Annotated in this window: 24 protein-coding genes and 1 tRNA gene; 8 read left to right on the top strand and 17 right to left on the bottom strand. The window is 61.1% G+C overall.

The window, feature by feature from the left end; genetic code table 11:
- Positions 1–19: 19 nt before the first annotated feature.
- The 13 genes from CLV85_RS04595 to CLV85_RS04535 form a co-directional block, all read right to left on the bottom strand.
- Positions 20–958, bottom strand: coding sequence for a carbohydrate ABC transporter permease (locus tag CLV85_RS04595; RefSeq protein ID WP_100388402.1), 939 nt, complete (start codon positions 956–958; stop codon positions 20–22).
- Positions 955–1836 carry a carbohydrate ABC transporter permease gene (locus CLV85_RS04590; RefSeq protein WP_100388401.1) on the bottom strand — a complete coding sequence of 294 codons (882 nt, stop codon included), beginning with the start codon at positions 1834–1836 and terminating at the stop codon, positions 955–957. The genes CLV85_RS04595 and CLV85_RS04590 overlap by 4 nt, the downstream gene beginning before the upstream one ends.
- Positions 1833–2915: an ABC transporter ATP-binding protein gene (locus tag CLV85_RS04585; RefSeq protein WP_100388400.1), complete on the bottom strand. Its 1083-nt coding sequence runs from the start codon at positions 2913–2915 to the stop codon at positions 1833–1835. The genes CLV85_RS04590 and CLV85_RS04585 overlap by 4 nt, the downstream gene beginning before the upstream one ends.
- The gene (locus tag CLV85_RS04580) at positions 2912–3730 is read right to left on the bottom strand and encodes a glycerophosphodiester phosphodiesterase (protein ID WP_100388399.1); all 819 of its coding nucleotides are present in this window, start codon (positions 3728–3730) and stop codon (positions 2912–2914) included. Before CLV85_RS04580 ends, CLV85_RS04585 begins: the two co-directional genes overlap by 4 nt.
- Positions 3727–4521, bottom strand: a complete 795-nt coding sequence (locus tag CLV85_RS04575) for a glycerophosphodiester phosphodiesterase (RefSeq protein ID WP_100388398.1) — start codon at positions 4519–4521, stop codon at positions 3727–3729. The genes CLV85_RS04580 and CLV85_RS04575 overlap by 4 nt, the downstream gene beginning before the upstream one ends.
- Positions 4518–5309 carry a glycerophosphodiester phosphodiesterase gene (locus CLV85_RS04570; RefSeq protein ID WP_100388397.1) on the bottom strand — a complete coding sequence of 264 codons (792 nt, stop codon included), beginning with the start codon at positions 5307–5309 and terminating at the stop codon, positions 4518–4520. The genes CLV85_RS04575 and CLV85_RS04570 overlap by 4 nt, the downstream gene beginning before the upstream one ends.
- A gap of 201 nt (positions 5310–5510) precedes the next feature.
- Positions 5511–6113, bottom strand: coding sequence for a glycerol-3-phosphate responsive antiterminator (locus CLV85_RS04565; protein WP_100389265.1), 603 nt, complete (start codon positions 6111–6113; stop codon positions 5511–5513).
- A 73-nt stretch (positions 6114–6186) separates the two neighbouring features.
- Entirely contained in the window at positions 6187–6693 is a 507-nt protein-coding gene (locus tag CLV85_RS04560) for a DUF421 domain-containing protein (protein WP_100388396.1), read from the bottom strand.
- A 115-nt stretch (positions 6694–6808) separates the two neighbouring features.
- A tRNA-Arg gene (locus CLV85_RS04555) sits at positions 6809–6883 on the bottom strand.
- 58 nt (positions 6884–6941) lie between these two features.
- Positions 6942–7340 carry a hypothetical protein gene (locus tag CLV85_RS04550; RefSeq protein WP_100388395.1) on the bottom strand — a complete coding sequence of 133 codons (399 nt, stop codon included), beginning with the start codon at positions 7338–7340 and terminating at the stop codon, positions 6942–6944.
- Positions 7341–7407: 67 nt separating this feature from the next.
- Positions 7408–8424, bottom strand: a complete 1017-nt coding sequence (locus CLV85_RS04545; protein WP_100388394.1) for a CHAP domain-containing protein — start codon at positions 8422–8424, stop codon at positions 7408–7410.
- A gap of 91 nt (positions 8425–8515) precedes the next feature.
- On the bottom strand, positions 8516–9013 hold the full coding sequence (locus CLV85_RS04540; protein WP_100389264.1) for an HNH endonuclease: 498 nt from the start codon (positions 9011–9013) through the stop codon (positions 8516–8518).
- A 335-nt stretch (positions 9014–9348) separates the two neighbouring features.
- Positions 9349–10050 (bottom strand): iron-dependent transcriptional repressor DtxR, encoded by a 702-nt coding sequence (locus CLV85_RS04535; protein WP_100388393.1) that lies wholly within the window; start codon positions 10048–10050, stop codon positions 9349–9351.
- A gap of 40 nt (positions 10051–10090) precedes the next feature.
- On the opposite strand from CLV85_RS04535, the gene serC reads away from it, so the two are divergent.
- Both serC and CLV85_RS04525 read left to right on the top strand, forming a co-directional pair.
- A complete protein-coding gene (gene serC / locus CLV85_RS04530) occupies positions 10091–11203 on the top strand; it encodes a phosphoserine transaminase (protein WP_100388392.1) in 1113 nt (370 codons plus the stop codon).
- A 9-nt stretch (positions 11204–11212) separates the two neighbouring features.
- Positions 11213–11458, top strand: a complete 246-nt coding sequence (locus tag CLV85_RS04525) for a DUF2530 domain-containing protein (RefSeq protein ID WP_100388391.1) — start codon at positions 11213–11215, stop codon at positions 11456–11458.
- Here CLV85_RS04525 and CLV85_RS04520 read toward each other — a convergent pair.
- Together CLV85_RS04520 and CLV85_RS04515 are read right to left on the bottom strand one after the other, a co-directional pair.
- A complete protein-coding gene (locus CLV85_RS04520) occupies positions 11455–12168 on the bottom strand; it encodes a DUF3027 domain-containing protein (protein WP_100388390.1) in 714 nt (237 codons plus the stop codon). The two genes, CLV85_RS04525 and CLV85_RS04520, sit on opposite strands and share 4 nt — an antisense overlap.
- Entirely contained in the window at positions 12161–12544 is a 384-nt protein-coding gene (locus CLV85_RS04515) for a cold-shock protein (RefSeq protein ID WP_100388389.1), read from the bottom strand. Before CLV85_RS04515 ends, CLV85_RS04520 begins: the two co-directional genes overlap by 8 nt.
- 64 nt (positions 12545–12608) lie before the next feature.
- On the opposite strand from CLV85_RS04515, the gene CLV85_RS04510 reads away from it, so the two are divergent.
- From CLV85_RS04510 to CLV85_RS04500, 3 genes are read left to right on the top strand one after another with little or no spacing between them, the layout of a single operon-like run.
- Complete coding sequence (locus CLV85_RS04510; RefSeq protein ID WP_229820318.1) at positions 12609–12875, top strand: hypothetical protein; 267 nt, start codon at positions 12609–12611, stop codon at positions 12873–12875.
- Positions 12862–14718 (top strand): helicase-associated domain-containing protein, encoded by a 1857-nt coding sequence (locus CLV85_RS04505; protein WP_100388387.1) that lies wholly within the window; start codon positions 12862–12864, stop codon positions 14716–14718. The genes CLV85_RS04510 and CLV85_RS04505 overlap by 14 nt, the downstream gene beginning before the upstream one ends.
- A gap of 24 nt (positions 14719–14742) precedes the next feature.
- Positions 14743–16392 carry a DNA repair helicase XPB gene (locus CLV85_RS04500; RefSeq protein ID WP_100388386.1) on the top strand — a complete coding sequence of 550 codons (1650 nt, stop codon included), beginning with the start codon at positions 14743–14745 and terminating at the stop codon, positions 16390–16392.
- A 32-nt stretch (positions 16393–16424) separates the two neighbouring features.
- On the opposite strand, the gene CLV85_RS04495 is transcribed toward CLV85_RS04500, so the two are convergent.
- Complete coding sequence (locus CLV85_RS04495) at positions 16425–16688, bottom strand: hypothetical protein (RefSeq protein WP_100388385.1); 264 nt, start codon at positions 16686–16688, stop codon at positions 16425–16427.
- Between the two features lie 141 nt (positions 16689–16829).
- Here CLV85_RS04495 and CLV85_RS04490 point away from each other — a divergent pair, with 141 nt between their 5' ends.
- The 3 genes from CLV85_RS04490 (at position 16830) to CLV85_RS04480 (ending at position 19665) form a co-directional block, all read left to right on the top strand.
- Positions 16830–17522, top strand: a complete 693-nt coding sequence (locus tag CLV85_RS04490; RefSeq protein WP_100388384.1) for a response regulator transcription factor — start codon at positions 16830–16832, stop codon at positions 17520–17522.
- 91 nt (positions 17523–17613) lie between these two features.
- On the top strand, positions 17614–19335 hold the full coding sequence (locus CLV85_RS04485; RefSeq protein WP_100388383.1) for a sensor histidine kinase: 1722 nt from the start codon (positions 17614–17616) through the stop codon (positions 19333–19335).
- 39 nt (positions 19336–19374) lie between these two features.
- Positions 19375–19665, top strand: a complete 291-nt coding sequence (locus tag CLV85_RS04480; RefSeq protein WP_100388382.1) for a WXG100 family type VII secretion target — start codon at positions 19375–19377, stop codon at positions 19663–19665.
- A gap of 146 nt (positions 19666–19811) precedes the next feature.
- Here the strand turns inward: CLV85_RS04480 and groL are convergent, their stop codons facing one another.
- Positions 19812–21440, bottom strand: coding sequence for a chaperonin GroEL (gene groL / locus CLV85_RS04475; RefSeq protein WP_100388381.1), 1629 nt, complete (start codon positions 21438–21440; stop codon positions 19812–19814).
- Between the last annotated feature and the right edge of the window lie 311 nt (positions 21441–21751).

The raw sequence follows: 21751 nt of genomic DNA, 5'->3' as shown, positions 1-21751 counted from the left end.
ACAGGGAAACTGAGGGGCATCACTTGACGCCGGTATAGGTGAACGCCGAGATGATGTGCCGGCGTGCGAGGAGGAAGACGATGAGGATCGGCACGACGAGGAGCATGTTTCCTGCCATCACGATCGTGGGCGCAATCTCGTCAAGCGCTTCGAGGCGCGGCACAGCGACGGGCAGCGTGCGGGCGGCATCCGTCGTCGTCCACACCAGCGGGAAGAAGTAGTTATTCCAGGTGCCGATGAACGTAATGAGCCCAATCGTGACGATCGTCGGTTTCGCCAAGGGGAGCATGATTCGTCGAATAATCGTGAACTCGCTCGCGTGATCGAGTCGCGCTGCTTCGATAAGGCTGTCGGGAACCCGCATGAAGGTTTGACGCAGCAGGAAGATGCCGAAGCCACTCGCAATAAACGGAAGGATCAGCGAGAGGTGCGTGTTGAGCAGCCCCATTTTGGCGTACATCGCGAAGACGGGAAGGAAGATCAACTGGCCGGGGATCATCATGGTCGCAAGCACGACGCCAAAGAGAACATCGCGACCCTTGAACTGAAAGCGCGCGAAGGCATAGGCCGCCGGCACGATGATCAGAAACTGCCCGAGGAGAGTTCCGCCAGTGACGATCACCGAGTTCAACGCGAAGTGGCCAAAGTTCACCCGGTCGAACGCTGCGATGAAGTTGTCCCAGCGCACGGCATCGACCCAGAACTGCGGAGGGATCGACAGCGCTTCGGATGCCGTCTGGAAGGCCGTGAGCACCATCCAGTAGAACGGCCCAGCGAACACCAGCACGAGCAGGATCGAGACGATGATGCGCGCGAAAATTCGAACGACTTTCCCGAGCAACGCAGCAATCTTCGGCGCGGCTGTGGACGGTGTCGTTGGCGGTACAGGACTCGCAGCGGCTCCGTGGGGAGAACCGGATGCCGTTGGCGGCGCGGGAGGAGCGATCGTCGTTGTCATCGGTAGTGCACTCTTTTCTGGAAGGCGCGGAAGTACAGAACAGTGATGAGCCCCACGAGAACCATCAGCACGACGGCGATTGCCGCGGCGTAGCCGACCCGGTAGTACTCGAAGCCCTCGCGATAAACGCTGAAGATGAGCGTGTTGGTCGAGCTCTGGGGACCGCCCTGGGTCATGACGTTGATCGTGTCGAAGGCCTGGAAGGAGCCAATGACGTTCACGAGAACGAGAAAGAACAGGGTCGGCGAAATCATCGGGATCGTGATCCGGCGAAAGCGGGTCCAGGCGGAAGCGTTGTCGAGGTCAGCAGCTTCAAATAGATACCGCGGAATCGACTGCAGTGCCGACAGGATGATCAGCGCGTTGAGCCCGACCGACTTCCACACCGAAACCAGCACCAAGGAGAACAGGGCAACTTGCGGGTCGGAAAGCCAGCCAACGGGCTCCAGCCCGACCGCGCTCAAGATCTGGTTGAACAGCCCGATGTCGTCATCCATCAACCACACAAAAATGAGCGAGACAGAAACGAGGGCAATCACGTTGGGCGCGAAACTGACGCCCTGCAAGAACTCGCTCAGCCAGCCTTGGCGGTTGAGAAACAGCGCCAAGATGAGGCCGAAGATCATCACGAGGGACACTTCCATGCCCATGTAAACGAGTGTGTTCTGGATGACCTTGCCGAAGTCCGGGTCGGTGAAGAGCTCGGCGAAGTTTCCGAAACCCACGAACTTCATGGGGCCGCGAAGGTCCCAGGAGAAGACGCTGAGCACGGCGTTGTAGCCGATCGGATACAGATAGAAGACGGCGAGAATTACCAGCGCCGGCGCAATCAAGGCGTACGGCAGCAATCGCCGATCTCTCAACAGGGCATTCTTCATGCGGAGACGACCTCGCGAACGGCGCCGGGGATAGCGGGCTCAGCGATGCGTTCCTCGTTCGCATCGAACCAGTGGATGTCGGTGCTCTCGACACGCACTACGGCGTGACCGAGCGGGCGCGCAATCTCATCGAAGCGCTTAATGGCGAGCCGCGATCCGTCGGGCAGCTCGACGCGATACACGAGCTCCGCCCCCAGATTCTCGAGCGCAAGGATCGTGACGGCGAGCTCGGTTTCGCCCGGAACTGCGGGGCGGCTGGTGTCAGCGAAGGTAATTCGTTCGGGACGCACGCCGAGCCACTCGGCACCGGCGGGGGCATCCGATGCGACATCTGCCCCGAAAGAGCCAACACGCAACACGTTCATCGGCGGCGTACCGATGAAACGGCTCGTAAACACGTTGTGCGGCTTCGCGTACAGCTCGGTGGGCGCGGCTTGCTGCTGGATGCGGCCCCCATCCATCAGAACAATCGACGTGCCCATGCTCATCGCTTCGACCTGATCGTGAGTGACGTAGACGAAAGTGGCACCGAGACGTTCGTGGAGTTCAATGAGCTCAATGCGCATGTGTTGACGAAGCTTGGCGTCGAGGTTCGAGAGCGGTTCATCCATCAGAAAGACCGCAGGCTTCTTCACCATGGCGCGAGCGAGGGCGACGCGTTGACGTTCTCCGCCAGAAAGTGCGTCGGGGTTCTTGCGCAGATGGGCAGTGAGCCCCACAGTCTCGGCGATTTCGTGCACAAGTTCGCGACGTTCAGCTTTCGGAACCTTGTTGTTGCGCAGGCCAAACTCGATGTTCTCTTCGACCGTCATCGTCGGATAGATCGCGTAGTTCTGGAACACCATGGCCACGCCCCGCCGACCGGGGGTCACGTCGTCGACGGTTTTTCCGCCGATCGAGATAGTGCCGGTCGTGGGCTTTTCGAGCCCGGCAATCATGCGAAGGGTTGTCGATTTTCCGCAGCCCGAGGGGCCGACGAGTACCGAGAAGCTGCCGGCTTCGATCGTGAGATCAAGGCTCGGGATGATCTCTTTGTCGCCATACGACTTGCCAATGTTTCGCAGTTCGATCTGACTCATGCGTGTGCCTCCGTGACGTGAGATGAGCGGTGGGATGGATGCTGGTTGGTGCGGTTCAGTGCGGTGCCGACGTCGGGGCGGTTCGACATCAGCCCGTCGATGTCGAACTCAAGAATGTGGTCGGCCGCGGCGTCATCGTCGATGGTCCAGGCGTTGATGCCCAAGCCGTGCTCGCGTGCTTCGGCGACGAATTGCTCGTTGATCAGTGAGAAGTGCGGATGCAGCACGTTCGCTCCGCACCGGCGGGCATAGCCGGGCAGGTCAGCGAATGTTTCGATGAACGCAATCGCGGTGCTGAACTGCGGGTAGGAGCGGGCGAACCCTGCCACGGCGCGGTGATTGATCGACGAGACAAGAGTCGACTCAACACGATCACATGCCGCGACTTCCGCGGCAACGAGGTCATTGACCGTGCCCCACGAGTTGGTGAAATCTTTAGTTTCGATATTCACCCACAGGTCTCGTGCGCCGGCGAATTCAAGTACTTCGGCGAGAGTAGGTACTCGAATCTCCGAACGGGCGAACTGCCCCTCCCAACCCCGGTCCGCGGTGAGTTCGCGAAGCTCGGCCAGGGTGTAATCGCGCACTCGACCCATGCCGTTGGTGGTGCGATCGACACGAGAGTCGTGCATCACTATCAGCTGACCATCACGAGTGACGTCGACATCCAGTTCAATTTTTGTTGCCCCCATGTCGACCGCGAGTTCGAAGGCAGCAAGGGTGTTCTCTGGTGCGTAGTGGCTCGCACCTCGGTGGGCAATGATGCGACTGTCGATAGTCGCTTGCTCGCCGTTCGTGGATGCTGTGGAACTCATGCGGATGCTCCCCGGCGTGTGAGGGCACTCTGGTAGGAGTCGGTCACTACCGCGTCAACGCCCAGCTCGAAGAGTTGGTCGAGCTGATCTTCTTCGGAGACGGGCCAGAATGCAGCGACCAGAGTGGACGCGCACACCATGACAGAGCGCTCCTCATCGTTCACATCACCGACGGCAGCACCGACCGACACCGGGTGAAGCGAGCCGGCGCCCAACTCCGCCGCGTACTGTGCGGACTCCTCCATCACCACCAAGTGACGAAGCCCCACCTGCAGTTTCGGATGCGCCACAGAAATCGCGGCCATCGAAATGTGATTGGTGGATGTCAGAGTCACACGATCGTGCAGGTCCCGTTTTCGTACTAGCTCGGCAACCGCGATTGCTGCAGGACTCGCGCCCTCCCGGTGCTGCGGGTCTTCCTTGATATCGACGACAAGGTGCGCGTCGGAGCCAGCGAGCAGATCGAACACCTCTGCCAGAGTGGGAATGCGTGTACCGCCGCACCCGTCGTGGCGGCCGCCGATGTCGACGGTTTTGAGCTCGGCGAGGGTGAGTTGCTCAACGAGCACACGCTGTTCGACGGCCCCGTCGTTAGCTTTCGCAGCGCCATCATGGGCTACAGATGAGACGGAAACGCTCGCGTCACGAATGACGACTAGCTCAGCGTCGCGCGATAGCCGCGCCTCGACCTCGATTCCATCCACTCCGTCGCGCAGCGCATGCTCAATCGCGACCAGTGAATTCTCCGGAGCGACGTCGGCCGCCCCGCGTCGAGCAAAAACGAGCGTCATACGAGCACCCCCGCGCTCAGGGCGGCCGCTGCCGCACGCTGGGCCACCGCAACATCGGGGATGTTGGTGATGATCGAGTCGACGCCCGCAGCAATCAGTTGCTCGATCTGTTCCGTTTCGCTCAGGCTCGAGAACGGGGCTGGCATCGTCCACGCATTCACGCGAAGATTCGCCGCGCGCGCTTGCTCCATCGTTTCTGGCGTGACCGCGAGCTGGGCCGGGTGGATGGCATCCGCCTGGGTCGTCGCGGCATAGTGGCCAATTTCGTGCAACGACATCATGTGCAGTAGCCCGGTGCGCACGTCGGGGTGGCTGATCTTGAGCTGGGCCATCGATGTGTGGTTGAACGATGAAAAGAAAACTTGCTCGTTAAGGCCGCGACGCAGGACCTCGTCAGCGGCCCGACGAGCGAGCTCGCCGTACGTGGCATCGTGGCGGTAGATGTCTTTGACTTCGATGTTCAGCACGAGGCTTCGGCGTTCGACGAGATCGAAGATCTCATCAAGGGTCGGGATGAGAGCCCCCGCGTAGTCGCCCGCGTTACCGGTTCCGAAATCCAAGCGGCGCAGTTCAGCGAAGGTGAGTTCCGAGACGCGGCCGGTGCCGTTCGACGTGCGGTCGATGGTGTCATCGTGAATGGCAACGATCACGCCGTCCTTCGTGGCGTGAATGTCGATCTCCATGCCGTCCGCGCCCTGATCGGCACCCAGTTCGAAGGCTTCGAGGGTGTTCTCTGGGGCGTAAGCCATGGCTCCTCGGTGGCCGAGGATGAGGGGTGACGCGGTCATGGGTGCTTCTTTCGTGTGGTTCGGGGCATAAAAAAACCCGGGGAGTCAGCACCGCCAACGCACCACACGGCGGTGCCGTGCGCGTTGATAGTGCTGACCCTCCGGGTGCTCTCTAGTGACTCTGCCCTGGGGGATGTGTTCAGTTATGGATGCTGCGGGTCGTTCTGGTGAGGCGGTGTGCTGCCTCGCGAAGCGTCGAGGTTAGGCGACGCGGGTATGAATTCGTGACCGTCGACGCCGCCACAGTGCGGGGTTTCCGGTAGATACGTAGTCGGCGCCGCAATCGAGCACGGCATCGATTTCGTCAGGATTACGGATGAGCCCGCCAACGATGAGGGGCTGCTGGATGCTGGCTCGGAGGTCACGGATCACTCGCGGCATCAGCCCAGGCATCACTTCGACCTCGGTGGGGCGGCTGGCGTGCACTTGACGCATCGCATTCTCGACAGCGTGGGTGTCGACCGCGAAGAAGCGCTGCACCGACGCGATGCCGAGTTTTCGAGCGGCAGCAACCGCTGCGCTCTTGGTGGTGATCACTCCGTCGACGCCGACGTGTTCTGCGAGAAATTGCACCGCGGCACCGTCGCGGCTGATGCCTCCAACGAGTTCGAGGTGCACATGCGCTGTCTTACCCGCGTCGTGGATGCGCGCCACCATGCCGGCGAGAGAGTTGATGTCTCCGACCAGCAAGTTGATACGCGCAACGTCGCTCTCGAGTGCATCGTTGAGCATGCCGTGTTCTTGCACAGAGGCGATGAGAGGAAACTCCCCCGTCGCTGTGCCACGCCATCTCAACTCGCTCATGTTGATGTTTACGTTAACCACCGCAGTTGGCGCAGCGGTAACGCTCAGGTAAACGGCAAACGCTGAGTACCGGTCACAGTTCGATGTCGACGAGCGCGGAACCATCACCGTACTTGTCGACCGGAATGACGCTGAGCTTTCCGTTGGTTTCGAGAACGACGCATTTGATATCCGCGACTCCCCCTGCCCCACTCCCACGGATTGCTTGGCGAACCTCAGACTTAGTCAGGCGGCTGCGCTTCAGCGCATCGTGCCGCATTACGCCGTCACTCAAGAGCAGGATCGGACTGGATGTCACGATCTTTCGAGCGGCAGGCCAGCGAGCGGTCACCCCGGCCACGATGAATTGCAGCGCTGCGATCACCGCGAACGCTACAAGACCTTCCGACCAAGAAACATCGGTATTGAGCAACAGAGTGGCGAAAATCGATCCGAGCGCAACGGTCACGACGAAGTCAAAGACATTCAGTTGCGCCAGCGTGCGCTTGCCAGATATTCGCAACACGATAAGGAGCGTTGCGTAACCGGCTGCGCCGACCACCGCAATGCGCACCAAGTCAGGCCACGAATCGAACCACATGCAACTCATCCTCTCGATTCAGGGACGGCGAAACAGTGCTCTCCGATTCGCCCGAGTCTTCTATGGTGCTGGTCGTTCGTGAGCGTGACCTGAATGCGAAGGCGCTCAATCGTCTTGGTGCCCCTGGAGGGATTCGAACCCCCAACCTGCTCCTTAGGACGGAGTTGCTCTTCCGTTGAGCTACAGAGGCCAGCGGTTCGAGTGTAGTCGAGACCCACGCTGAGCATCCTCAGCCGATCGCCGGCATGCTAAGAGGTCGGCGCAGCCGCAACCTCAGCAGCCGCCGGAAGCGGAAACTGCAGGGGGTTCAGATCAGGCTCGAGCCATTGCGCGCGGCCCGCAGCGATGCGCTCGGGCGAGTAGAAGCGCTTGATGATCGACTTATCGAGCAGCTCTGGCGCGGCATCCACATCGTCAACGAGCGCAATGAGATCAAACCACGCGCGGGTCATCGTGAGGTGGAAAGCATCCGGCTTGCCGGCGCGCACCGCCATACTTGTGATGCCGACGACGAGACGCGCGAAGCCATCGGCTTCACCGTATTTGCGTGCCAGCAGCCACGCCACACGTACGTGTCGTTCATGGGAGAACGCGGCAGGCGCAATCGTGTCGTCTTCGAAGGTAGTGATGAGTTCGTCGTCGGTCATGCTGGATTACTCCACGAAGTTGATCTCGCTGATGTCACACCCGCAGGCGCGCTGTCGAACCAAACAGCTACTGTCCTGGCGGGTAAAGGAACGCTTCAACTTCGCTAGCTTGCAGCGTGCGCTGACCGTACGCGCGATAAACGTAGTTGTATTCCTCGATCAGTACCGAGCCGTCGGCATTGACTTGCTTCACGTACGACACGTGGTTGTCCCAACCGAACCATGCAACCGAACCGACTACGGGAGTGGCGCTCACGGTCCAACCGTGTGCCTCCCAAGCCGACTTCCACTGGTAGGCGTCGCCGCCGTTAGGAGTGAGGTCAGCCCAAGCCCAACGGAAAGGTGCTGAAAACGAACCGACATCGCGGTTCAGACGCCATGCCACGAAGTCGGTGCACTGGCGGTAGTAATAGTTGAGGGGCGACAGCGTGTCGCCGGCAGTCGGCCACGGGTAGTCATCGCCCAAAGCCTGTGCACCCGATGCGGCATACAGCGCGTTTGCCGAAGCAACTGCTGCCTGCTGGCGGATTTGCTCCAAATCTTCGGGAGACGTTGCGGAGAACTGATCGCGCTCGAGCTCAGGAAGGGCGAGCTCTGAACTCACTGTCACGGACTGCACGCTTGCCGGTGCGGCATCCGCTACCGAAGCCGCGGAGACCATCATCCCTTCATCGGAAACCAGCCCCGTCGCGCTATACGCCGGCAGGCCAGCGACGGCGAAAAGGCCGCCGATGACAGCCATCGAGGCAACAGCACGCAGCGGGCTCTTGCGAACACGCTTGGCCTTGACTTTCGGAGCTGTGCGAGCGCGCGGCGACGCACTACTCGCGGATGCCGTGGGCGCGTACAAAACAGGGGCAGCCTCGTGAGCGACGGCCACCGGCGCAGTCGGAATCTGCGGAACAGCGATCTCGGAGGTCACAACAACTTCGGGCACCACAGCGGGAGCGGCCGCAGTAACGGTCTTGCCCACAGCGGCAGCCTCGCGGGCAGCGCGCGCTTCGCGGCGCGAGAGGTAAACCGGAGCGTCCGTGGCGGGCTCTACCGAGGGCGCACCAAAATCATCCGTGCTACCAGACGACATACGTGACAATCGGGAACCTTAAAACGGGGCTCATTCGAAGCAGAACTAGGGTAAACCTCGAACGACGGGAATAATCACAACAGCATAACAGTTACGCGGCCGGAGCCAAATATTCTTCCCAATCTGGGAGCGCCCTTTCAATACCCCTCACAAGCCACGCGCTCGTGTGCGGCGGGCGGGGCTTAATCAGCAGTCGCCACTTCATCTCGGCGGGGGTGCGATTGCTCTTGATGTTGTTGCAGCGAAGGCAGCACGCCACCAGGTTTTCCCACGAATCCTCGCCCCCGCGCGAACGCGGCATGACGTGGTCGATCGTGTTCGCGGAACCACCGCAATACCCGCAGCGGTGACCATCGCGCCGAAGAACTCCACGGCGGGAAACCGGCAACCGTCTCGTCGACGGAATGCGCACGTAATTTCGCAGGATGATGACCGACGGTCTCTCCCACGATCCGGTGGAACCCCAGACGGGATGTTCCGAATCGGCCGCGACAATCGTCGCTTTCTGATTCATTACGAGCACAATCGCTCGCTTGAAAGACACGACCGCTAGCGGCTCATAGCCGGCGTTCAGGACCAAAGTGCGCATTGTCATCCTCTCGAAAGCGCCTGCACGGCTTGCAGGCAATCGACTTCCCTGAGGCTCAGCGAATGGGAGGCAAAAAACAAAAAGGCACCGTCGTAAGACGATGCCTAGTGATTCAGCGCGCGAAAACTGCCGCGCACAGTACTGCTGTGTCGTATGTCGAAGTGGGCACGCGCATCCACGGTTTGGATGCTGCACCTACCTAACATGCGATTCTCCGGTTCATTCGTGAACTCCAAGGGCTACAGGCTAACCCAATTTTTGGGGCAGACCGCGCGCGGGCGCGCCGAATCGAATGACGAGACGGTTACGCCTCGGTAAACAGAGAATTCAGAGAACTACGCCGTGGGCTTCTCGACGAAAATGTGCACGGCTACCTCGTTGGGCAGTTCGAGACCTTCGCCGAAACCTTCAACGGTAACGGCTACATAGGAGTCCGCGGCAGCGAACGTTGCCGTTTTGCCTGGCATTACACCAGCGCTGAAGAGCTGCTGCAACAGTTCGGGTTCGAACTGTACGGGCTCGCCCAATCGGCGGATGAGGCCAACTACGGGAGCCGAGGTATTCGCCACGAGGTCGACAATGTTCACCATTCCCGCGCTGAACGAGGGAGCAGCGGTGCCACCCAACTCTTCGAGTCCCGGGATCGGGTTGCCGTAGGGCGACTCGGTGGGGTGATCGAGCATTTCGATGAGCTTGCGCTCTACCTGCTCGCTCATGACGTGTTCCCAGCGGCAGGCTTCGTCGTGAACGAGCGCCCAGTCGAGGCCAATAACGTCAGCGAGCAGTCGCTCGGCGAGGCGGTGCTTGCGCATCACTTGCGTGGCACGGCGGCGACCCTCCTCAGTAAATTCGAGGTGGCGGTCGCCTTCAACGACGACAAGGCCGTCACGTTCCATGCGGCCGATAGTTTGCGAAACGGTCGGCCCAGAGTGGCCGAGACGTTCGGAGATGCGAGCCCGCAGGGGCACGATGTTCTCTTCTTCGAGGTCAAGAATCGTGCGCAGGTACATCTCGGTGGTGTCAACGAGATCGGTCATGAAACAAGACTAGCCCGTACTGGCCAATAGAATCGGACGTATGGCTAGCCTGACGATTCCCAGCGACCTCCTTCCCGCCGACGGACGATTCGGATGCGGACCTTCCAAAGTGCGCCCCGAACAGGTCGAACACTTGGTGTCCGCCTCGCGCACCATCCTCGGCACGTCTCACCGTCAGGCACCCATTCGCGACCTCGTAGGCCGCGTACGTACAGGCCTCGGCGAGCTTTTCCAGATTCCCGAAGGCTATGAAGTTGTCATGGGCAATGGCGGTTCAACGGCGTTCTGGGATGCCGCAGCCTTCGCCCTGATCGAGCGCCGCAGCGCCCACCTTTCCTTCGGAGAGTTCGGTTCCAAGTTCGCGAAAGCGGCCGCAGCACCTCACCTCGAATCGCCTCACGTAGTTTCCGCCCCGGGCGGGTCGTTCGCTGAACTCGATGACATCAACGGTGCCGACGTGTTTGCGTACCCACACAACGAGACCTCCACCGGCGTGATGGCTCCGGTTCGCCGCTTCGACGACTCGAACGTTCTGACGGTTGTTGACGCGACGAGCGCAGCCGGCGGCATCCAGTTCGATGCCAACCAGGCCGACGTCTACTACTTCGCCCCGCAAAAGAACTTCGCGTCAGACGGTGGCCTCTGGTTCGCCCTCTTCTCCCCCGCCGCCATCGAGCGCGTCGAGCGCATCGCCGCGTCGGGCCGCTACATTCCCGAGTTCCTGTCGCTCAAGAACGCAATCGATAACTCGCGCCTCAACCAGACCCTCAACACTCCCGCGCTCAGCACGCTGCTGCTGCTCGAGAACCAGATCGACTGGATCAACGGCAATGGCGGGCTCGCTTGGGCGGATGCTCGCACACGCGAATCGTCGTCGGTGCTCTACGACTGGGCTGCCGCCAGCGACGTCGCGACACCGTTCGTCAGCAACCCGGAGCACCGCTCGCAGGTTGTTGTCACGGTCGACTTCGACGACGCCATCGATGCCTCCGCAATCGCTAAGACGTTGCGGGCCAACGGAGTCGTCGACACCGACCCGTACCGCAAGCTCGGTCGCAACCAGCTGCGCGTGGCAACCTTCGTTGCGATCGAACCGGATGACGTACGCAAGTTGGCCTCATCGATCGACTACGTGATCGCCAACAGCCACTAATCTGAAACCGTGCGTATCTGGTTGAAAGACTCAGAGCGCCGGCCCGACCCTGAGCCGGTGCAGACCGACGACCGCAAGGCGATGCTCGTCGGAATGGCGTTGTGGGTGCTCGGCCTCGCTCTGTTGCTGCTCTTTATCGAGCCGCTCAACGAGGCCGGCAACCTCTGGTGGCTGTGGACTGCTGTTGCCGGGCTGGTTCTCGGTCTTATCGGGCTGCTGTACACGCACGTGAGGCGCGGAAAGCAGTCTCGCTAGTCGTCTTCGTCTGACTCGTCGAGGTCGTCGACGCTGACGCCTTCGTGGTCGCCACCACGGAAGGCGCCGGTGTCGTAGTCGTCGTCTGATTCATCGTCGTCGTCGGAGTCGCCGTCGAGGTCGTCATCATCGTCGTCGTCATCTTCGTCGTCATCTTCGTCTTCATCGATGTCGTCGTCGTCATCTTCGTCTTCATCGATGTCGTCGTCGTCTTCGTCTTCTTCGTCGTCGTCGTCGTCGTCAGACTCATCGTCGGATGCGTCGATGTCTACGCCGTCGAGATCTCCGCCGTGCAGAACGGCAGAGCCGAACGCATCGTCATCCTCATCGTCGTCGTCTTCGAGGTCGTCGTCTTCGTCGCCGTCTGAAGCTTCGTCGGCGGCGGCCTTTTCGGCATCCGCAGCTTCACTCGCTGCCTGGGCAGCCTTGTATTCGGCGAGACGTTCTGACCACGGCACCCAGTCGGGCGACAGCAGTGCGCCTTCGGCCGGCATGAGTTCCGCTTCGAGAACCGTCGGCTCTTCGCCTTCGACGTGGGCGACGCTCACTGTCCAATTCCAGCCCGGGTAGCCCGGCAAAGCCGATGCGAACAGCACCGAAACGATGCCGTCGCTCTCGACCTGCTCACCAACGAGCGCGCCAATCGATGCGTCGGTGGTGATCTCGAGGAGTGCTCCCCGAGCGAGCTTTTCGTACTGGCTATTAGGCATCGAGTTCGTCCGCTACCTTTCGCAGCATTGAGGCAATTTTGGCGCCGTGCGCCTTGTCGGGGTAACGCCCCCGCTTGAGGCCGGAACCAATGCCGTCCATGAGCTTGACGAGATCTTCAATGATCACGGCCATGTCATCGGCGGGCTTGCGGTTGATCTTTGTCATGCTCGCAGGAGCATCCATGACTCGAACAGAGAGCGCCTGAGCACCCTTCTTTCCGTCAGCGATACCGAACTCAAGGCGAGTACCCGCCTTGACCCCAGTCGTGCCCGCGGGCAGCGCTGAGGCGTGCAAGAAGACCTCTTGGCCTTCATCACTCATGATGAAGCCAAAACCCTTCTCGTCGTCGTAAAACTTAACCTTGCCGGTAGGCATGGGCATGCTCCTTTGTAATCGTGACTCAAGCTTAGAACGTAAACGGGCGCGTATCCTTGTCTACGTGACAAATCACTCAACTGAACGCGACCTTCGTATCGAGCGTGTGCTCGCCTACCTCGTCGCCTTCTCGATCGCACTCGCCGTGCTTAGCTTTGTTGCCGTAGTCGTAGCTACTGCACTGGGCCAAACCGAATTCGATAACGGTGTATGGCCCGCTGTGATAACTATGCCTCAATTTGCCTTGCCTTTGGGCGTGGTGTTCATCATCACCCTTGTGGTGCTGAACGGGCGCCGCCGCCAACGTGAGTACAGGAATGGCCACAATTAGCGATGCCGCTCTGCTGCTCGCCGCACAATTGCGCGCACTAGACGACAGCCACCTTCTTGAGTTGTTGCGCTCGCGCGTTGTGCGTGCCAACTCTGTCAGCGACTTCTTTGACCTCGCGGATGCCCTGCAGCAGCCCACGTCGGTCGAACGGGTCTTGAGCAAGCTCGACCGTCCCACCCTGGCCACGCTCGCGGTTGTTGCCGACACGACGTCGCTCTCCGCTTCTGAGGTCGCCGCCGCCCTCGGACACTTCGGTGCAGATGAGGTCGCCGTTCAGCGACGCTTAGACCGCCTCGTGAGCCTCGCGCTGCTTATCCACCGCGGTGGCCGGTACAGCGCCCCTGATGGCGTTACTGACCATCTTGCAGGCTGGCCCTTCGATGACCTTCCCACCACGGGCGAATTGCTAGAGACCCCACCGCCATCAACGCTGACCTCGGTTGAACCCTCTCAGCGCGACAGCACCGACAGCATTGCGGCGGAGAACGCTTTCGCCACCACCAACGAGGTGACCGAGCTCATCAACCAGCTTCGGTCGAGTCCTGTGCGCGATTTGGCCCGCGGCGGCGTCTCGCTTCCTGATTCCAAGCGCCTGGCAGTAGCCATGTCCGTTCCTCTCGAGAAGATCGCCGGCCTGGTCGACATTGCCGAACGTGCTGGCCTCATCGCCACCACAAATGCGCAATGGATGCCCACCGCCGACGCCACCGAGTGGATGTCCCTCGGCGCGGCCGAACGCTGGGTGTACCTGGCCGAGGCTTGGCACCAGGGCGTGCCCGACAACATCCGCATGATCCTCGCTGACCGCGTGCAGAGCTTCTGGGGCAGCGGAGTCGAAGACTACGTACGCTGGCTGTTCCCCGCCGGAGTCGACGCGATGCTCGAACGGCTTCGCCGCTACGCCCGTGACGCCCACCTCTTGGGAGTCACTGCCGAGCAGTTGCCGAGCAGCGCGGGAATCGCACTACTCACCCGCACGCCCGCCGAGGCTGCAGCGGTGATGGCGGAACTCTTTCCGCGCGAAGTACATCAGGTCTACGTTCAGCCCGACCTCACCGTGATCTCGCCCGGTCCGTTGGCCCCGCAACTGGATGCCCGGCTGCGCGTGATCGCCGATGTGGAGACGCGCGCTCTGGCATCCACCTATCGCATCTCCCGCTCGAGCCTGCATCACGCGATGACGCTCGGCGAAACGCTCGAGGGCATGCGCAGCTTCTTGGCCGAGATTTCGCTAACGGGTGTTCCGCAGCCGGTGGAGTATTTGCTCAGCGAAGCCGCAGCTCGCCACGGTCTGGTGCGCGTCGGTCTGCACGGCGCCAGCGGAAGCTATGTGTCTTCGCCCGACCCCGTCACTCTGCAGTCAATCGCCGTTGACCCCAATTTCGGGCCCTTTGGTTTGCGCAAAGAAGGCGCCCAGCTCGTCTCGCGCTTCGGCGTCGAGCAGCTATTTTGGGCGCTCAGCGATGCCCGCTACCCGGTAGCGGCCGAAGACGCTGACGGGCAGATTCTGTCGCTGCGCCGCGATCAAGTGAGCACCGCCACGCCCGACGAGGCACACGACTCCGCCCCCGAAAAGTTGCTCGCCAAACTGCGCAACGGCCAAGGCGGGGCAACCGGCGACGAAGACCAAGCCTGGCTGTCGCGGCAAATTGAGGTCGCCATCCGCAACAAGCTATTGCTTCGAGTGACCGTCAGAATGCCGGATGACCGCGAGGTCGAATACACGCTCGAACCGTCGAGTGTTGCTGCTGGCCGGATGCGCGGGCTCGACCGTGCGGCCGACATCGAGCGAACGCTGCCGCTCACGAGCATCGTTTCGGTGGAAGCGACCACCGAACGCTAAGCAACCGCGCGTAAGGTTGGTCGGATGAACGCAGCACCCGACGGACCCCTGATCGTGCAGTCTGACCGCACGGTTCTGCTGGAGGTCGCCCACCCTTTGGCGGAAGACGCTCGCCATGACTTGGCGGTGTTCGCTGAGCTCGAGCGCGCGCCCGAGCACATTCACACCTACCGCATCACGCGCCTAGGGCTGTGGAATGCGCGCGCGGCTGGCCACGATGCTCCGGCGATGCTGGAGACGCTCGAAAAGTACTCGAAGTTTCCGATTCCGCAGAGCGTTAGCGTCGACATCGCCGAGACGGTTGGCCGCTATGGTCGCCTCGTCATCGACCGCGACGACGATGGTGCCCTCACTCTGACCGCAACCGACCCGGCCGTGCTGCGTGAGATTACGCGCGCCAAGAAGGTCGCGAGCCTCTTGTTCGAACGCCGCGGCGATCACACTTTCGTTGTGCAGGCGTGGGCCCGTGGCCAGTTGAAGCAAGAGCTGCTCAAGCTCGGCTGGCCCGCTGAAGACAACGCCGGCTACACCCCCGGCACGCCCCATGAGATTGCTCTGGATGCCGCGGGCTGGGGCCTGCGCGAATACCAACAGCACGCCATCGACAACTTTTTCGAGCACGGTTCTGGCGTAGTCGTTCTGCCCTGTGGTGCTGGAAAGACCCTTGTGGGTCTGGGCGCTATGGCTCAAAGCAAGACCACGACGCTGATTTTGGTCACGAACACGGTGTCGGCTCGCCAGTGGCGTGCCGAGATCCTGAAGCGCACCACCCTCACTGAAGAAGAGGTCGGTGAGTATTCGGGGCAGACCAAGGAGATCTTGCCGGTCACGATCGCGACCTACCAAATTCTTACGGCCAAGCGAAAGGGCGAATACGCTCACCTCGCTTTGCTGGATGCTCTCGACTGGGGTCTTGTCGTGTACGACGAGGTTCACTTGCTGCCCGCCCCTGTCTTCAAACTCACCGCCGATTTGCAAGCGCGTCGCCGCCTCGGCTTGACCGCGACTCTTGTACGCGAAGACGGTCGCGAGGGTGACGTGTTCTCCCTCATCGGCCCGAAGCGCTTCGATGCGCCGTGGAAAGAGATTGAGGCTCAAGGCTTTATCTCCCCCGCGAGCTGCTACGAAGTTCGCGTCGACCTGCCTGAAAGCGACCGTCTCGAATACGCAGCCTCGGCTGACGACGAACGGTTCCGGCTCGCGGCTGCCGCGCCCGCCAAGATCGATGTGGTGCGCGCGCTCGTGAAGAAGCACGAGGGCGAACGTATTCTCGTGATCGGCCAATACCTTGATCAGATCGACACCCTCGCTACTCAGTTGAACGCGCCCCAGCTCACCGGTTCCACGCCCGTTGTCGAGCGCGAACGCCTGTACCAAGAATTCCGCGAAGGCATCACGAAGGTGTTGGTGGTCTCCAAGGTTGCCAACTTCTCCATCGACCTGCCCGAGGCGACCGTTGCCATCCAAGTCAGCGGCTCGTTTGGCTCGCGCCAAGAAGAAGCTCAGCGCCTTGGTCGCCTGCTGCGCCCGAAAGAAAGCGGCTTGCCCGCCAACTTCTACACGCTCGTCGCGCGCGACACCGTCGATCAAGACTTCGCACAAAACCGCCAGCGGTTCTTGGCCGAGCAGGGCTACAGCTACACGATTCTGGATGCCGCAGATCTGACCGCCTAGCAGCGAGCCGAATCCTCAGCACCCGTCCGGCTCTACGCCTGAATCCGGGTGCGTCGCTTGATGATCACGTCGCGAATAAGACCGATCACAGAGACCAGAATGAGTACCGCAAGGCTCAACGCCATCAGCCACATCGAGCTGAAGCCGACCGTCATCGGCCACATTGGAGTCAGGCCGTCGCCGTTGAGCCAGGGAACGTCGTAGGTGCGGGAAAGCGTACCGAGCAGCGCCATCGCGCCGAAACCGAGCGCTCCCAGACCGAAAGCACTCAGCGCTCCGAAGAAAAGTCGTTTCATCAGCAGTCCCCTGTTCCTGATCTCGGTTCATCCACCCTACGTCTAAAATTAATAAAAACTCAATGAACGAATAGGTGAACAACTCGCCGACACGCCTACGCTTATCAGCCAGCGTACAGGAAACATGCAGATACTTGGTTCATGGCTGACGGACCAAAGATTCTGATTGTTGACGACGAACCCAACATTCGCGACCTTCTCACCACGAGCCTGCGCTTCGCAGGTTTCGCAGTGCGTGCGGTAGGAAGCGGGGCACAGACCATCTCGGCAGTTCTTGAAGAAGAACCCGACCTGATCATCCTCGACGTGATGTTGCCCGACATGAACGGTTTCGGAGTGACCAAGCGCCTTCGCGCTTCGGGCTACACCTCCCCCATCCTGTTCTTGACGGCTAAGGACGACACCGAAGACAAGATCATGGGTCTCACCGTCGGCGGCGATGACTACGTCACCAAGCCGTTTAGCCTCGACGAGATCGTGGCGCGCATCAAGGCGATTCTGCGCCGCACCATGCAGGATGACGAAGAGACGATCATCCGCGCCGGCGACCTCACCATGGACCAGGACACTCACGAAGTGTCGATCGGCAGCGAACAGATCGAGCTCAGCCCCACCGAGTTCAAGCTGCTGCGCTACCTCATGCTCAACCCCAACCGCGTGCTCTCGAAGGCTCAGATCCTCGACCACGTCTGGGAGTACGACTTCAACGGCGATGCCGGCATCGTAGAGAGCTACATCTCCTACCTGCGCCGCAAGCTGGATCAGCACACCGAAGAGCCGATCATCCAGACCAAGCGTGGCTTCGGCTACATGCTCAAGGCCGCTAAGCCGTAACCATCTCTGATGGCCAGCTCGACACCAACTAGGGCGTCGGGCTGGCCATATTTGTTCCCGATTCCCAGCCACGCAAGGTACCGTTCAGATCATGCAGGAGAACATCCCCGACGCGTGGAGCCGCATCTCGCTTCGCACGAAGGTCACCGGAGTCACGGTGCTTCTGCTGACCATGGGGCTCCTCGTCGCAGGCGTGGGCACCGCTGCCGTGCTGCGGGACTACCTGCTGCAGCAAACTGACGAAAAGATCAGTGCTGCCGCCGACGATCTCGACGGCCGCATCCAGTACACGGGCACCACTAAAGACCCGCAGTGCAGTGTTTCTCGACTGCCCAACGACCTGTACTTCGCCGTTCTCAACCACGATGGCAGCATGCGCTGCAACAGCCGTGAAGAGGATGCCGCACGCCCCGTTCTTGATGGCATCACGATTGCCGTCGCCAGCTCCCAAACAAGCGAGTTCACGCTGCCCAGCACCTCCATCGGAGGCCAATGGCGCGTCATTGCTTACCCCGCGATTAGCACGATCGGCCCTGACTTCGTCACGATCGTGATCGCGCGCGACCTCGGCGATTCCAACGCGATCGTTGCTCGCTATGCCGCCATCTTCCTGTTCTTCGGCTTGACCGTGGTCATTGTCGGCGGCGCGCTCACCCGGCTTTTGGTGACTTCGACCTTTGCACCGCTGCGCGAAGTGGAAGCCACCGCGGCACGTTTCGCCGAGGGTGACTTCGACCAACGACTTTCTGTGGCAACGCCCAATACCGAAGTGGGGCGCCTCAACCGCTCCCTCAACTCCATGCTGGGTCGAATCGATCGAGCTTTTGCCGATCGTGCCCGCACGATCGACCAGATGCGCCGCTTTGTCGGTGACGCGAGCCACGAACTGCGCACTCCCCTTGTGACCGTGCGCGGTTACGCCGAGCTCTACCGCATGGGCGCGATCACGAAGTCTGATGACGTCGCTCAGGCCATGGAACGCATCGAGAAGGAAGCCATCCGCATGGGTGGTTTGGTTGAAGACCTCCTCGAGCTGGCTCGCATTGACGAAACTAAGCCTCTGCAGTTGACCGAAGTTGATCTTCTGCCCCTCGCTAACGATGCCGCGATGGATGCTCGGGCCTCCACTGGTCGCGTCGTCACGGTCATCAACACGAACCCCCGTATCGACTCGGATGCTGTGGTCAAGCCACACCTGAACGACGATGAAGACACCGACACTAAGGTCATCACGCTCCCCGAGAGCTCAGATCCAGCCCCCAGCACGCCGTCGCGTGGCGTCGCCGCTCTCGCCACTGGCCCCATCGCCGCTGCCGGAGCTCGTCTCTCACGACTGGCCTCGCGCAAGAAGTCTGCTGCCGTCGCCAAGGCCGCCGCTCGCATCACGCAAGCGATCGCTCCCGTGCCAAAAGACCTCAACGCCGTCGTCATGGCCGAGGAAAACAAGATTCGCCAGGTGCTCACCAACCTCGTGACGAACGCACTTCGTTTCACCACCGACACGCCTGTTGAGATCGGCGTGGGCGTCGACCATGAGCGCCAGATGGCTGTGCTCTCGGTCATCGACCACGGCGAGGGCATCCCGGAGCAGATTCGCAGCAAGGTCTTCGAGCGCTTCTGGCGTGCCGACAGCTCACGCAACCGCGATACCGGCGGCAGTGGACTGGGACTCGCTATCGTGTCGGCCATCGTCAGCGCCCACAAGGGCACCGTGCAGGCCCTTGAGACGCCCGGTGGCGGCGCCACCTTCCGGGTTGAACTTCCCCTCCTCCCCAGCAAGCCTGCCGAGGCAGAAGCCACCGAAGCGAAGTAGCAACCGGGCGAGGCTCTCGCCAGAATCTACCGTCGAGTTATGACTCGATACCAAGTAGATAGTGAAGCCGTTCTCAGCGCCACCGGAGCGGTTCAGAACTCCATCAGCCGCATCCAAGCCGAAGTAGCGGGCCTTCATGGGCAGCTCACGAACCTGCAGGGGTCGTGGACGGGCCAAGCGGCCACCGCGTTTTCCACGGTCGTGACCGACTGGAAGGCCACTCAGCAGCGGGTTGAAGAGAACCTCGCTGCGATCAACACGGCGCTCAGCCAGGCCGGGCAGCAGTACGCGGAAATTGAAGCGGCCAACGCCCGCCTCTTCTCCCGCTAGCGCGAGAGCTTCACCGCTGGTGCCCGTACCGGTGCGTCTCGGCGACCGAGCCGACAGCGAAGCGCGACGTTAACGCCAGAATGGGCGCCTCCCGAAGGAGACGCCCATTCTGTGTTCAGCTATGCAGCTGTGTGAAGCGGTGAGACTTAGAAGTCCATTCCACCCGACGGGTCACCCATCGGTGCAGGGTTCTTCTCAGGCTTGTCAGCAACAACGGCTTCGGTCGTGAGGAAGAGACCTGCGATCGACGATGCGTTGAGCAGCGCCGAGCGGGTTACCTTGACCGGGTCGTTGATTCCTGCAGCGAGCATGTCGACGTATTCGCCGGTAGCTGCGTTGAGGCCGTGACCAACCGTGAGGTTGCGAACCTTGTCAGCAACAACACCAGGCTCGAGACCGGCGTTGAGCGCGATCTGCTTGAGCGGTGCGTCGATAGCAACACGAACGATGTTCGCTCCGGTTGCTTCGTCACCAACGAGGTCAGCCATTGCCTGGCTGTCGAAAGCGATCTTGCCGGCCTGAATCAGGGCCACGCCACCACCGGCGACGATTCCTTCTTCAACAGCAGCCTTTGCGTTGCGGACTGCGTCCTCAATGCGGTGCTTGCGCTCCTTGAGCTCAACCTCGGTTGCCGCTCCAGCCTTGATGACTGCAACTCCACCGGCGAGCTTCGCGAGGCGCTCCTGGAGCTTCTCGCGGTCGTAGTCGCTGTCGGTGTTGTCGATCTCGGCACGGATCTGCTTGACGCGACCTGCGATCGCCTCTTCTTCACCAGCACCTTCGATGATCGTGGTCTCGTCCTTGGTGATAACGACCTTGCGGGCGCGACCGAGGAGTTCGAGAGTTGCGTTTTCGAGCTTGAGGCCGACCTCTTCAGAGATGACCTGTCCACCGGTGAGGATGGCGATGTCAGCGAGCTGAGCCTTGCGACGGTCTCCGAAGCCAGGAGCCTTGACGGCTACCGACTTGAAGATGCCACGGATCTTGTTCACAACGAGAGTTGCGAGTGCTTCGCCGTCAACGTCTTCGGCAATGATGAGGAGCTGCTTGCCGCTCTGGATTACCTTGTCGACGATGGGGAGAAGATCCTTGATGTTCGAGATCTTGCCGTTGACGATCAGAACGTAAGGGTCTTCGAAGACCGCTTCTTGACGCTCCTGGTCGGTTACGAAGTATGCCGACAGGAAGCCCTTGTCGAAGCGCATACCTTCGGTGAGCTCCAGCTCGGTGCCGAACGTGTTCGACTCCTCAACGGTGACAACACCTTCCTTGCCGACCTTGTCGATAGCTTCGGCAATCAGTGCGCCGATCTCGGGGTCACCAGCAGAGATGGATGCGGTGGCCGCGATCTCTTCCTTGGTCTCGATTTCCTTCGCGCTAGCAACCAGTGCCTCGATGACCGAGTTGGTTGCCTTTTCGATACCGCGCTTGAGGCTGATGGGGTCTGCACCGGCAGCAACGTTGCGAAGACCTTCGCGAACGAGAGCCTGAGCGAGAACAACAGAAGTGGTCGTACCGTCTCCGGCTACGTCATCCGTCTTCTTTGCTACCTCTTTGACGAGTTCTGCACCGATCTTCTCGAACGGGTCGTCGAGTTCGATCTCCTTGGCGATGGACACACCGTCGTTCGTGATGGTGGGGGCGCCCCACTTCTTTTCAAGAACTACGTTGCGGCCACGTGGGCCGAGGGTGACCTTTACGGCGTCGGCGAGAGTGTTCAGGCCGCGCTCGAGGCCGCGACGGGCCTCTTCGTTGAAAGCAATGATCTTTGCCATGTGTGTTTCTCGTCCCTCCCGGACGTCGTACAAGCGAATAAGTTGGCACTCGAACTGTGCGAGTGCCAAGGTCAAAATTAGCACTCGACAGGGGCGAGTGCAAGACAGCCCAGCGCACTCGACAGGGGCGAGTGCAAGACAGCACAGCGCACTCGACAGGGGCGAGTGCAAGACAGCACAGCACACTCACGGGGGCCACGCTTGCGGTGGTGTGGTGCGGTGATTCGGGGCGGGCGCTCGGGGGCCCCTCGGCCGCGATCTGCGCGGGTACCGGCGAAGTGCGTGCGCTCAATCACAGGGCGCGGGTAGCG

Origin of the sequence: Salinibacterium amurskyense (assembly GCF_002797685.1) — a bacterium.
GTDB lineage: Bacteria > Actinomycetota > Actinomycetes > Actinomycetales > Microbacteriaceae > Rhodoglobus > Rhodoglobus amurskyensis.
The sequence above is the reverse complement of the archived record's forward strand: the minus strand, read 5'-3'. Positions and strand labels throughout refer to the sequence as shown.

Bases quoted from the DNA above. Each gene is read 5' to 3' on its own strand.
- CLV85_RS04595 (WP_100388402.1), bottom strand. From the start codon at position 958: ATGACAACGACGATCGCTCCTCCCGCGCCGCCAACGGCATCCGGTTCT.
- CLV85_RS04590 (WP_100388401.1), bottom strand. From the start codon at position 1,836: ATGAAGAATGCCCTGTTGAGAGATCGGCGATTGCTGCCGTACGCCTTG.
- CLV85_RS04585 (WP_100388400.1), bottom strand. From the start codon at position 2,915: ATGAGTCAGATCGAACTGCGAAACATTGGCAAGTCGTATGGCGACAAA.
- CLV85_RS04580 (WP_100388399.1), bottom strand. From the start codon at position 3,730: ATGAGTTCCACAGCATCCACGAACGGCGAGCAAGCGACTATCGACAGT.
- CLV85_RS04575 (WP_100388398.1), bottom strand. From the start codon at position 4,521: ATGACGCTCGTTTTTGCTCGACGCGGGGCGGCCGACGTCGCTCCGGAG.
- CLV85_RS04570 (WP_100388397.1), bottom strand. From the start codon at position 5,309: ATGACCGCGTCACCCCTCATCCTCGGCCACCGAGGAGCCATGGCTTAC.
- CLV85_RS04565 (WP_100389265.1), bottom strand. From the start codon at position 6,113: ATGAGCGAGTTGAGATGGCGTGGCACAGCGACGGGGGAGTTTCCTCTC.
- CLV85_RS04560 (WP_100388396.1), bottom strand. From the start codon at position 6,693: ATGTGGTTCGATTCGTGGCCTGACTTGGTGCGCATTGCGGTGGTCGGC.
- CLV85_RS04550 (WP_100388395.1), bottom strand. From the start codon at position 7,340: ATGACCGACGACGAACTCATCACTACCTTCGAAGACGACACGATTGCG.
- CLV85_RS04545 (WP_100388394.1), bottom strand. From the start codon at position 8,424: ATGTCGTCTGGTAGCACGGATGATTTTGGTGCGCCCTCGGTAGAGCCC.
- CLV85_RS04540 (WP_100389264.1), bottom strand. From the start codon at position 9,013: ATGCGCACTTTGGTCCTGAACGCCGGCTATGAGCCGCTAGCGGTCGTG.
- CLV85_RS04535 (WP_100388393.1), bottom strand. From the start codon at position 10,050: ATGACCGATCTCGTTGACACCACCGAGATGTACCTGCGCACGATTCTT.
- serC (WP_100388392.1), top strand. From the start codon at position 10,091: ATGGCTAGCCTGACGATTCCCAGCGACCTCCTTCCCGCCGACGGACGA.
- CLV85_RS04520 (WP_100388390.1), bottom strand. From the start codon at position 12,168: ATGCCTAATAGCCAGTACGAAAAGCTCGCTCGGGGAGCACTCCTCGAG.
- CLV85_RS04515 (WP_100388389.1), bottom strand. From the start codon at position 12,544: ATGCCTACCGGCAAGGTTAAGTTTTACGACGACGAGAAGGGTTTTGGC.
- CLV85_RS04505 (WP_100388387.1), top strand. From the start codon at position 12,862: ATGGCCACAATTAGCGATGCCGCTCTGCTGCTCGCCGCACAATTGCGC.
- CLV85_RS04500 (WP_100388386.1), top strand. From the start codon at position 14,743: ATGAACGCAGCACCCGACGGACCCCTGATCGTGCAGTCTGACCGCACG.
- CLV85_RS04495 (WP_100388385.1), bottom strand. From the start codon at position 16,688: ATGAAACGACTTTTCTTCGGAGCGCTGAGTGCTTTCGGTCTGGGAGCG.
- CLV85_RS04490 (WP_100388384.1), top strand. From the start codon at position 16,830: ATGGCTGACGGACCAAAGATTCTGATTGTTGACGACGAACCCAACATT.
- CLV85_RS04485 (WP_100388383.1), top strand. From the start codon at position 17,614: ATGCAGGAGAACATCCCCGACGCGTGGAGCCGCATCTCGCTTCGCACG.
- CLV85_RS04480 (WP_100388382.1), top strand. From the start codon at position 19,375: ATGACTCGATACCAAGTAGATAGTGAAGCCGTTCTCAGCGCCACCGGA.
- groL (WP_100388381.1), bottom strand. From the start codon at position 21,440: ATGGCAAAGATCATTGCTTTCAACGAAGAGGCCCGTCGCGGCCTCGAG.